At 44.9% G+C, this 10,334-nt stretch carries 11 protein-coding genes and 1 pseudogene; 3 read left to right on the top strand and 9 right to left on the bottom strand.

Annotated features, from left to right (window positions below; genetic code table 11):
- Window positions 1-96: 96 nt before the first annotated feature.
- Together F6K49_RS30115 and F6K49_RS30110 are read right to left on the bottom strand one after the other, a co-directional pair.
- Complete coding sequence (locus F6K49_RS30115) at window positions 97-471, bottom strand: hypothetical protein (RefSeq protein ID WP_293102498.1); 375 nt, start codon at window positions 469-471, stop codon at window positions 97-99.
- Entirely contained in the window at window positions 440-1,027 is a 588-nt protein-coding gene (locus F6K49_RS30110; protein ID WP_293102495.1) for an Rpn family recombination-promoting nuclease/putative transposase, read from the bottom strand. The genes F6K49_RS30115 and F6K49_RS30110 overlap by 32 nt, the downstream gene beginning before the upstream one ends.
- Before the next feature lie 256 nt (window positions 1,028-1,283).
- Here F6K49_RS30110 and F6K49_RS30105 point away from each other — a divergent pair, with 256 nt between their 5' ends.
- A complete protein-coding gene (locus F6K49_RS30105) occupies window positions 1,284-1,427 on the top strand; it encodes a hypothetical protein (RefSeq protein WP_293060435.1) in 144 nt (47 codons plus the stop codon).
- Between the two features lie 71 nt (window positions 1,428-1,498).
- Here F6K49_RS30105 and F6K49_RS30100 read toward each other — a convergent pair whose 3' ends face one another.
- The 5 genes and pseudogenes from F6K49_RS30100 to F6K49_RS30080 all read right to left on the bottom strand — a co-directional run bounded on the left by F6K49_RS30100 (window position 1,499) and on the right by F6K49_RS30080 (window position 3,787).
- On the bottom strand, window positions 1,499-1,624 hold the full coding sequence (locus tag F6K49_RS30100; protein ID WP_269087017.1) for a hypothetical protein: 126 nt from the start codon (window positions 1,622-1,624) through the stop codon (window positions 1,499-1,501).
- 36 nt (window positions 1,625-1,660) lie between these two features.
- A pseudogene (gene dtd / locus F6K49_RS30095) lies at window positions 1,661-2,121 on the bottom strand (D-aminoacyl-tRNA deacylase).
- Window positions 2,122-2,378: 257 nt separating this feature from the next.
- The gene (locus F6K49_RS30090; RefSeq protein ID WP_293072103.1) at window positions 2,379-2,507 is read right to left on the bottom strand and encodes a hypothetical protein; all 129 of its coding nucleotides are present in this window, start codon (window positions 2,505-2,507) and stop codon (window positions 2,379-2,381) included.
- Between the two features lie 12 nt (window positions 2,508-2,519).
- A complete protein-coding gene (locus F6K49_RS30085; RefSeq protein WP_075900747.1) occupies window positions 2,520-3,029 on the bottom strand; it encodes a hypothetical protein in 510 nt (169 codons plus the stop codon).
- Window positions 3,030-3,040: 11 nt separating this feature from the next.
- Window positions 3,041-3,787 carry a hypothetical protein gene (locus F6K49_RS30080; RefSeq protein ID WP_293102490.1) on the bottom strand — a complete coding sequence of 249 codons (747 nt, stop codon included), beginning with the start codon at window positions 3,785-3,787 and terminating at the stop codon, window positions 3,041-3,043.
- Between the two features lie 515 nt (window positions 3,788-4,302).
- Here F6K49_RS30080 and eno point away from each other — a divergent pair.
- The gene (eno, locus tag F6K49_RS30075; RefSeq protein ID WP_293029147.1) at window positions 4,303-5,601 is read left to right on the top strand and encodes a phosphopyruvate hydratase; all 1,299 of its coding nucleotides are present in this window, start codon (window positions 4,303-4,305) and stop codon (window positions 5,599-5,601) included.
- Between the two features lie 3 nt (window positions 5,602-5,604).
- Here eno and F6K49_RS30070 read toward each other — a convergent pair whose 3' ends face one another.
- A complete protein-coding gene (locus F6K49_RS30070; protein ID WP_293102488.1) occupies window positions 5,605-5,874 on the bottom strand; it encodes a hypothetical protein in 270 nt (89 codons plus the stop codon).
- An 18-nt stretch (window positions 5,875-5,892) separates the two neighbouring features.
- Window positions 5,893-6,951: an N-acetyl-gamma-glutamyl-phosphate reductase gene (gene argC, locus F6K49_RS30065; protein ID WP_293102500.1), complete on the bottom strand. Its 1,059-nt coding sequence runs from the start codon at window positions 6,949-6,951 to the stop codon at window positions 5,893-5,895.
- Window positions 6,952-8,459: 1,508 nt separating this feature from the next.
- Between argC and ribBA the strand changes: the two genes are divergently transcribed.
- Window positions 8,460-10,139, top strand: coding sequence for a bifunctional 3,4-dihydroxy-2-butanone-4-phosphate synthase/GTP cyclohydrolase II (gene ribBA, locus F6K49_RS30060; protein ID WP_293072106.1), 1,680 nt, complete (start codon window positions 8,460-8,462; stop codon window positions 10,137-10,139).
- The last annotated feature ends 195 nt before the right edge of the window (window positions 10,140-10,334 follow it).

Genomic DNA, 10,334 nt, shown 5'->3' with positions numbered 1-10,334 from the left:
AACCCTCGTTTGATCGGACCTGTGAGTTTTTGGGCGGCATCTTGGATCGTCGCTTTAACGGTTTCATCTAGCATCTTTTATCCTCAGAACAAGTCCTCAATTATGCTCATGTTGGTTCCTTAAATTAACTGGTAGTCTATTTATTTGCAAGTCCCCTACTGTCCCTTGTAAACCTTGCCGATATTCTTGAAGTCCTTGTTGAAGTCCTTGTTCCACACCCCTCTTCATTGCCCTTTCTTCCACTCGACTAATTAAAGGCATCTGTCTTTCCTCCTGATAACGTTCGAGTTCTTGATTCAGCTCCTGTTCTAACTGTTCCGGTAAAGCCATCATCTGGTCAATACACTGGAATAGCTTCACTATATCGTTTTTACTATAACCTTGTTCAAAAAGTCTCCGAACCAGGTACCACTTCCATCGCTTGCGCTCCATCGGTTGTTTATGGGTGGCTTTCGTTTTTAAATGAGCCATCACCACTACTGCAAAGCGATGCAGCGCGGTCTTGGGGGTTTCCCCCATGAGCGACTGCATCAAGACAGGGATTGGTACTGGATTCCAACACCTGCCACATTGACTCATAGTTGAGTAATTTAATAATCGGAAATTCTAGACTCAGCCGACAACCTCCCAAGCCATATTCATAGGACGATGGAGACCAAGAAGCATTTTCATCCCCCAATACCGCTAAGCTAATCACAGGTTTTTCGTAGAGGTCAAATGCCCTGTAATGATATTGGTACATTCGTTTGGCAAAGGTTGATTCTTTTTGGCTTTGTACCTCTACATGAATCAAGACCCAAGTTTCATTTCCACCACAGAGCCACACCTGGAATAATTTATCAGCGATCCGTTTTCCTGACTCAGCCGCACCAACTATCTGCTGTAGCTCTGTATCAAGGGCTTGGGGTGTCTGATTCCAATCAATCAGAGTGTGAACTTCGGGAAAACAAAACTGCAAAAATGACTCAAAATAGGCTTGTAATGCTTCTTTCCAAGGATTGTCATAGTCAGCTATTGGTTCACTCATTTCTATCTTTTCATACTACACTAACACTAAAAACCATCTAACCAAAAAGAGACAACTGCTCTCATTTATGTCATGGTATTCAATGTATAAAATTGTAGATAAAAATATAAGACTATGGAGAGATTAATCCTCAAATTACTGAAAGCAATCTCTAGGATTTATAAAATAGGTTAAGTACACAATTTTTGAATTTTATGGAAATTGTTCTAGTTCCTGGTAACCATGACCTGAACTGAAAGCAAAAGAGGCTGAAGTAATGCGATGCTCTGAAAGAGCCGCTACGCGAACGCAAAAAATACCAAGGTCAAATCGAACAGAGTTGAAAATAGGGGTTTGGGACTATCCCAGAGCTAATGCTGGATGCGATGGCCTTTCGGCCACGCTACGCGATTGGCCGTAGGCCACGCTAAAAGCGAACGCATTACTGACCTTGGATTCATCGAACAACTTGCCCAAGCTGAATTCCGCTTATTATTCCATTGACTTGTCTTGAGTCGGGAGTCGGGAGTCGGTGTAAGACGAAAATTTACTGTACCTCGTCAGTATGATAAACGCTATAAAAATGTTTCCCATCTCCCCATCTCCCCATCTCCCCAAACTTCCCACACTCCCTGTTCCCTGTTCCCTGTTCCCTTAGCGCACTAATGCCTCTTTCTCCAACAACAGTGTCACAGGACCATCATTCTCTATACAAACCTCCATCATAGCACCAAACTCACCAGTTTCTACCCGCAACCCACTCATCCGTAACTTATCCACAAATAGTTGATATAATGCCCTAGCGTATTCTGGAGCAGCGGACTGACTAAAGGAAGGGCGACGTCCTTTGCGACAATCTCCATAAAGGGTAAACTGGCTAACCACCAATAGCTCACCACCTATATCCTGCACCGACTTTTCCCAACGGTCATTACCAGTAGTCTCGTCTGGAAATAGCCTTAAGTCTAGACACTTTCGCACCATCCAGTCTAATTCAGCTTCCGTATCAGTTCCGCAATACCGACTAGTAGGTTAAGCCCTCGCCCTATTTTCCCAATCACTGTTGTTTCTACTTCGACTTGAGAGGATTTGACTCGTTGGATGATTACACGCATATGTAGCAGTTCTCAATTGGCTGAGGTATTTCGTCCTGGGTTTTAGGGAACAGGGAGCAGCGGATCTGGGAACAGTAGGAAAAAGATCTGAGTGTTTTTAGGTGTTATGATCAATGCCTATCCTAGACTGATTATACTCAATAACTAGTTTAAATGAGCGATTACCCCTTAAATAGCAAGGGATTCCACAAAGGTACTGTATCAATACAATAAAAAGCAATTTTTATGAAAATTGCTTTTTTAAATCACTAAAAGCCTTACTTAGTAAGCTTCCGAGCAATTATTTTATACTCATTTATAATCGCCACACTAGGGAACCATTTCTTCCCGATTCCCGATTCCCGATTCCCGATTCCCTGTTCCCAGATCCGCTGTTCCCTGTTCAACACTTCTAATTCCTAAAACCTAATTAACGATAATACCAAAAGAAAGCCAATTTCTAACAGATAAGTAATGCAAACGCTACGGTTTAATAAACCATCCCAAAGATAGCCTTGGCGTTTGGGAATATTACTGCGCTTAAAGGTACGACTCCAGCCAGTAAAAATAGCTGGACTGCGCAAGTTAAACTCCTGAGTCAAAATTTCCTCAATTTCTCCCAAACGGGGATAGAAACCGCGCTGGAAGTGCTTCCACTGACTTTCTAGAATCCAGAAGAACAGGGGAATAGCACACCCAATCAGGGCAATGCTATTCTGTTTTTCTTTTAAGACCATGCGCACAACCACACCAGTGGCCGTAATCCCCAAGGCTTTAATCACCCAGATTTGTTTGTTGTAATCTTCTACAGTAGTTTGCAGGAAAAAATATTCCTGTTTGAGCAGATTTAGCTCAAATTCTGATCGCTTAGGGTGGCCAACGGCCAATCCCGATGGGGTTTGAGGGTCGATGGGTGATGGACTAGACATAACGTTGGTGTTCAAGTAGATACAAAGTGTTGCTTGTGCAAAACCTTTTGCATCGCTGTCATCTGAGCTTTGACCTGTTGCAACTGACTTTGAAGTTGCTGAATATCTTCCGATGGTAATGATACTACTTCAGAATGGGATTCAAGCCCAGTATGGGTTTGACTATTACCCACACCAGTTTGCATTCGCGTAGCGTGGCCTACGGCCAATCGCTTGTACTCAAAGGTTTTGGCTGGCACCTTCATCACAGATTTAGGGGCTGGTTGATATTCTCTCGACCCACTCTTAGTAACCAGTGGTTCACGGTTTGACTCGAAGCTAGAACTAGTATAGACGGTGTAGTTAATTGGCTGCTGTGGCGATGTCTGATTCTCGATCTTATTTTCTAAAGGCTTATGTTGAGGAACGTGGTGCTGGGATTCTGAAAACCTAAGTTTTTCTAATAATTCTTCCTTTTTTTGAATTTGTTGTGCTAGATCTGATAGCTGTGACTGAAGTTGCGATGATTGTTGAGCAGACTTTTGCCATCCTGCTATAGCTACACTGGCCATACCACCTCCCAGGCTAATCACCGTTGCCAAGGTAAGGTAAGGCGTTGCCGCATCTCGCACATGACCGTAGAATAGTTGCTCCTCCTGTACTTTAATGGATATTGGCTTAGCACCGAACCAGCCTACGGGTAACGTCAGCGCAGCAAATACTGTTGCTGAAATCAATGCTGGTCTAAACACAAATTTCTGAAGTGGGGAGGAAATCATAGATGATATTATTGCCCTTAACAACAGGTCAGTAAGAGTCCCGAAACCCTAGTCATCTTAACTAGTCTTCCCCTAGCTTATTTAAAATAATTTTGGTTTGTTGTGAGCCAACTCTAAAATAATTGTGATTATTTTCAGCAATTTTCGTGAGCCATATCACCATTAGTATGGTCGAAATATTTAGGGCGATTATATCAACAATACTCTAGGTATAGAAAACTGTGTAGTGTTGATGTTCCAGACCTTAAAGTGGCACAATCTCATCGTAAGCATTAAGTTATCAGTACCCAGTTATAACCACCAACGAGTCAGCTTTTCAACCATGGCTGTTCCCGTAGCGTGCGCGTAGCGCTTAAGCTGATAGCTAATAGCGGATAGCTCACAGCTCCTAAGGGCTGAGATGGCTGACATCATTGATTAACTAGGAGATTGAAAAGAAGTGACATTCCTTTCTTTTCCTAGAGCGATTTAACGATTAAGGCAGTTGCAATCTTTAGATAATTAGAGGAAAAAGCATGTTGACTAAATCAGAAACTGCAATTGCGGCAATTGATGCCAGAGAGATATTAGATTCTCGTGGACGTCCGACAGTAGAAGCCCAAGTGCGCCTTGTTAACGGTGCCGTGGGAATTGCCCAAGTTCCCAGTGGTGCTTCTACTGGTACTTTTGAAGCCCATGAACTACGAGATAATGATCCCCGTCGCTACGGTGGTAAAGGGGTACTCAAGGCAGTATCGAATATCAAAGAAAAACTCGCCCCGGAGCTATTGGAAAACGATGCTCTCAACCAAATGTTGGTTGATCACAAGATGATTCATCGGGATGGTTCGGCCAACAAAAAGAATATGGGAGCAAATGCCATCCTAGCGATTTCCCTAGCGACAGCTAAGGCGGCGGCGGCCAGTAAAGGACTACCCCTTTACCGCTACTTAGGTGGACCACTAGCTAATCTACTACCAGTTCCGTTGATGAATGTGATCAACGGTGGTGCTCATGCGGATAATAATGTGGATTTTCAGGAATTCATGATTGTGCCAGTGGGAGCACAGTCATTTCGAGAGGCTCTGCGCTGGGGAGCTGAGGTTTTTGCCGCCTTGGCTAAGGTTTTGAAAGAGAAAAAATTGCTTACCGGTGTGGGAGATGAAGGTGGCTTTGCTCCCAACTTGGGGTCAAATAAAGAAGCGCTAGACTTATTGATTGCCGCTATAGAAACATCTGGGTATAAGCCAGGGGAACAAATCGCTTTAGCCATGGATGTGGCCGCGAGCGAGTTCTACAAAGAGGCTCAGTATGTCTATGATGGGGCATCTCACTCCCCAGAGGAGTTTGTTAACTATCTAGCTGAGTTGGTGGGGCAATACCCAATTGTTTCTATTGAAGATGGACTCCACGAAGAGGATTGGAGTAATTGGCAGTTGCTCACTGAAAAACTGGGTTCCCGTATTCAGTTAGTGGGTGATGACCTATTTGTTACCAATCCCACCAGGCTACAAAAAGGTATTGATGTCGGTGCGGGTAACTCGATCTTGATTAAGCTCAATCAAATTGGTTCCTTGACCGAAACTCTTGAAACCATTGACTTAGCAACTCGCAACGGTTTCCGTTCTGTGATTAGTCACCGTTCTGGGGAAACCGAAGATACTACTATTGCTGATCTTGCTGTTGCTACTCGTGCCGGTCAAATTAAAACAGGTTCACTGTGCCGTAGTGAACGGGTGGCTAAGTATAACCAGTTGCTGCGGATTGAAGATGAATTAGGCGATCGCGCCATTTATGCTGGAACTTGTGGCATGGGACCGCTGTGTCAGGGTTGAAGGTTAGGAGGTTAGGAGGTTAGGAGGTTGAAGGTTGAAGGTTGAAGGTTGGAGGTTGAACGCGATTGCGTGGCCTTTGGCCAAGGTTGGAGGTTGAAGGTTGAAGGTTGGAGGTTGGAGGTTGGAGGTTGAACGCGATTGCGTGGCCTTTGGCCAAGGTTGAAGGTTGAAGGTTGAACGCGATTCCGTGGCCAATAGGCCAAGGTTATTTGGTGGGGAGTGTGGGAAGAATGGTTTTTTCCTATCTCCCCCTACTTCTGGTTTATTTTGCACATCCGTCCCACAACCGATTCACGGATAAAAACTCAGTTGAGGCAAGCCTAGGGTTTCGTCCCAACCCATCATCAGATTCAAACACTGTACAGCTTGACCAGCTTGACCTTTGAGCAAGTTGTCGATGACTGACATGACGATAACTCGGTCAGTTCGGCTATCGACTTCTACCCCTATGTAACAAAGATTAGTGCCACAAGCCCACTTGGTTTGGGGATAGGTGCCACTGGGTAACACGCGGACAAAGGGAGAGGCGCGGTAGAAGGCTGTGTAAATGGTGAATAAATCTTCCCTGACTAGTCCCGGATCCTGCAATGTGGCATAAACGGTAGCTAGGATTCCCCGTACCATGGGAACGAGGTGGGGTGTAAATTGCACCCTGACTTCATGACTGGCTAAATGACTGCAAATTTGCTCAATTTCTGGGGTATGGCGGTGATGAGTCACGCCATAAGGGGCTAGAGAGCTGTCAGCTTCTGCTAGTAAGAGATTGGTTTTTGCCTTGCGTCCACCCCCAGAGGTACCGGATTTGGCATCGATAATGGCAGTGTCTGGAATAATCAGACCCTGTTTGAGCAGGGGAGCAAGGGCGAGTAGGCTGCTGGTGACGTAGCAACCAGGACAAGCGACTAATTGGGCAGAGGAAATGCGATCGCGATACAGTTCCGGTAAACCATAAACAGCAGTAGCAGCGGTTTCTTGGTCGTGGCGCTCTCCACCGTACCAGCTTTTGTAAGTTTCAAGTTTACTAAATCGATAGTCAGCTGAGAGATCGAGAACTTTTAATCCTTTTGATAACAGTGATGGTGCTAGCTTATGGGCTAAACCGTTAGGCAAGGACAGAAACACTACCTGACAACGGGATACAATAGTATTTATGTCAATAGGCTCAATGGTTAGATTAACACGATGGCCTAGATGAGGGTAAAGCTCAGTAAATGCCTTGCCAGCACTGCTTTCTCCACCCAAATAAACTACATCGACTCCTGGGTGATCCATCAAGAGCCTTACAAGTTGTACGCCACCATAACCAGAAGCACCAATTATGCCTACTGGCAGGCGTTCTAAATCCCCCATCATGTTCCTTTCCTATAGGTTGACACTCCCCGCTTTAAAAAGACGGGGATTCCTAGATCTACGACCGGCCTTAAACCTCCGTGTCCAAATGGCAATATCTAAACCTGAATCCCGTCGAGACCAAGATTCTAGTCAGTTCACGAAAGACCCAGCGGGCTAGTCTCCTTAGGCGTTTAGTTACTTTCAGCAAAAGTGCCTTATAAAGTCCGTTACTTTCCTGTTTCACTTGGTTTCGGCGTGCCCCGCCGTACCATTCTCTTTTCTCAGGTCGTATCTTTGCTGGGTTCACACACCAATTGTTAGTTGATGATTGGGTTTTTAGCGATGCAGCGCGGTCTTGGGGGTTTCCCCCATGAGCGACTGCATCAAGAAAAGAGGACTTTCCCTACCCTCCGGGCATTTCTTCTTTAAGGTCAAACAATTGCGGGTCTCTGACCCGGTTGTGCCTCGGATTTTCAGCCTGTACCCATATCTAAATAATACTCTAGCGCACAAGTATTGTCAACCTTTTTAATGGAATTGCATCTAGGCGACTTTAGTCGCTACCTGGCTTTCATCCCCGGTTTAAAAACACGGGGCTTTCAGCCTGGAGCAGTACCGTAAGAGCTTTCACATCCTCCCCCACTAAAGGCTAATTGCTAGCTCAGTGGGAGATTCTCAACCTTGGGGCTGAGTATACACCTGCTTGCGGGACTCTTGACTAGACCAAGAACAACCTCAGTCCCTGTCAGACCCTCTCCACAGGTATTTTCATCCACTGTCTTGGGCACAGTGGCTCGCTTTTCTACGTCCTGTTTTAGCACTATTTGTGCAGCTGCCACATTTGTTAGTCAATCCGATCACTAACAAAAATTATCCCCTAGCAACGGATCGTAAAAACTGAATAAGTTTACCCTAATCCCTCAGTTATTGGCAACATTTTAGTGCCACAAGACCAGTTGTGATTTCGTAAGCATTCAGCTATCAGCCCTTAGGGGTCAGCTTAAAACAAGCTATCCGGCTGAGGAGTTCAACGGACTCAAAGCCAAAGACTATAAATTCCTCGCTCAGGGGAGGGAACTGATATTAAACGAAGACTTACCTGTTTCATTCAAAAGCACCTCAAGCAGCACCTCAAGTAGCACCTTAGCTGATACCTGACGCCTGAATGCTTAGGTAATTTACCAAATCACAAGGCGCTGACATCGGAACCTGCTTCTGGTGATTAAAAGCGTGGTCTATCACCAAGCAAGCCGCCGCACTTCGATAGACTATACTAGTGACCAAGAACATCTAACCGGGTGCATCTCAATATTTGTAAAAAAGAAGGGAAGTTTGGGAAGTTTGGGGAGGGGGGCGGGGGCGCGTGGGAAGTGTGGGAATTTTCGTGGGAATTTTTGCCTAATTTCAGGCATTGAGATGCACCCATCTCACCTAAGCGTCAAGTGTCAAACTTGGGAAAATGAGCTAGGATCATGGTCCCATTGATTTCAAGCCCATTCATTAAATTAAACAAAAGCAGCAAACAAGTGGAATCCACGAAAACTGATGTGTATAAGTTTGATAGCATTGATGATGCTCTGGCAGACCTGAAATCAGGTCACGCAGTGGTGGTGGTTGATGATGAAAATCGGGAAAACGAAGGAGACCTAATTTGTGCTGCACAATTTGCTACCCCTGACATGATTAATTTCATGGCAGTGGAAGCACGAGGGTTGATTTGTCTGGCGATGACAGGGGAGCGCTTGGATGCTCTAGACCTTCCGCTAATGGTGAGTAACAACACGGACACTAACCAGACAGCGTTTACCGTGAGCATTGATGCAGCACCCCACTTAGGGGTGACGACTGGTATCTCGGCTGAAGACCGTGCTCGTACTATCCAGTTTGCGATCAACCCAGTAACGAAACCCAGTGATTTGCGACGACCTGGTCACATTTTTCCCCTCCGTGCTAGAAAGGGAGGGGTATTGAAACGGGCTGGTCATACGGAAGCAGGGGTTGACTTATCAAGACTTGCAGGTTTATACCCAGCGGGTGTGATCTGTGAAATTCAGAATGCTGATGGCTCCATGGCTCGCTTGCCAGAGTTGATTGAGTATGCCAATAAGCATCAACTCAAAATTATCAGTATTGCTGATTTAATCAGTTACCGCCTCAAACATGACCGCTTTGTTTTTCGAGAATCCGTTGCCCAATTACCCAGTAGTTTTGGGAATTTCCAGATTTACGCTTACCGCAACACCTTAGATCACTCGGAGCATGTTGCCATTGTAAAAGGAGACCCGACTCAGTTCAAAGAGCATCAAGTGATGGTGCGGATGCACTCAGAATGTTTAACGGGAGATGCGTTGGGCTCTCTGCGCTGTGACTGTCGAATGCAACTACAAACGGCTCTGAAAATGATTGAGAATTCCGGTCAGGGAGTCGTGGTTTATTTGCGGCAAGAAGGCCGAGGGATTGGTTTGGTGAATAAGTTGAAAGCCTATTCCTTACAAGATATGGGACTGGATACCGTAGAAGCAAATGAACGTTTGGGATTCCCTGCTGACCTGCGAGACTATGGCATGGGAGCACAAATTCTCAATGATTTAGGAGTTAAGAAAATTTGCTTGATTACCAATAATCCTCGCAAAATCGCTGGTTTAAAAGGTTATGGATTAGAAGTAGTTGGTCGGGTTCCATTGTTGATTGAAGCTAATGACTACAATTCTAGCTATCTGGCAACTAAAGCACAGAAGCTGGGTCATCTGCTCTTGCAGACCTATTTAGTTACGGTAGCAATTCATTGGCAAGACCAGCCTCAACAGGTGACAGAACGTTATGAGCGTTTAGAAAAGCTACGGTCTCTAGCTCATAGCCAGAACTTATTATTGCAGGAGGAGTCACGACCTGTAGCGTCCGCAGTTTTTGAGAAACCTGCTTTAATCGTACACTTGGGCTTTGATCAGCCTGAGCTAGCAGCACTAGATTGGTACCAATCCAGTCAGCATCCCTATGTAAATGCGATCGCTAATATTTTAGACAGCGTGATTGAATGGCCTGAGCTAAGATGCTTGGAATTTCTAGTCTCTTCTGGACACGATCCACTGACAAGTTTACAAATACTTTTAGACCGAGAGAAGTTTCCCTTTACGAAGCGACCATCTTCAGTGTGTGAGAATTTAACAACTCAGAAAATTTATAGTTTTGATCGCTCAATAAAGTAATATGAATTATTGCTTTTAGTCCTCAGTTATTACTTAAGTTATTACTTATTGGTTAACCCAACACCCATCAGGGTAATCGCATTGAATTTGGTATAAATTGTACTTGACAAAAGAAATAAAGAGGATAATCAAACTCGGCCTTGGCAACAATCGAAGCAGTTTTGGAGGATCTTATCAAGTTATCATCAGAGAAAT

The organism is Moorena sp. SIO3I6, from assembly GCF_010672095.1.
Note: the sequence above shows the minus strand (reverse complement) of the source record. Positions and strands in the feature narration are given on the sequence as shown.

What these genes read in the sequence shown, in the direction of transcription:
- F6K49_RS30115 (WP_293102498.1), bottom strand. Translation starts at nt 471, where the DNA reads ATGGCTCATTTAAAAACGAAAGCCACCCATAAACAACCGATGGAGCGC.
- F6K49_RS30110 (WP_293102495.1), bottom strand. Translation starts at nt 1,027, where the DNA reads ATGAGTGAACCAATAGCTGACTATGACAATCCTTGGAAAGAAGCATTA.
- F6K49_RS30105 (WP_293060435.1), top strand. Translation starts at nt 1,284, where the DNA reads ATGCGATGCTCTGAAAGAGCCGCTACGCGAACGCAAAAAATACCAAGG.
- F6K49_RS30085 (WP_075900747.1), bottom strand. Translation starts at nt 3,029, where the DNA reads ATGTCTAGTCCATCACCCATCGACCCTCAAACCCCATCGGGATTGGCC.
- F6K49_RS30080 (WP_293102490.1), bottom strand. Translation starts at nt 3,787, where the DNA reads ATGATTTCCTCCCCACTTCAGAAATTTGTGTTTAGACCAGCATTGATT.
- eno (WP_293029147.1), top strand. Translation starts at nt 4,303, where the DNA reads ATGTTGACTAAATCAGAAACTGCAATTGCGGCAATTGATGCCAGAGAG.
- argC (WP_293102500.1), bottom strand. Translation starts at nt 6,951, where the DNA reads ATGGGGGATTTAGAACGCCTGCCAGTAGGCATAATTGGTGCTTCTGGT.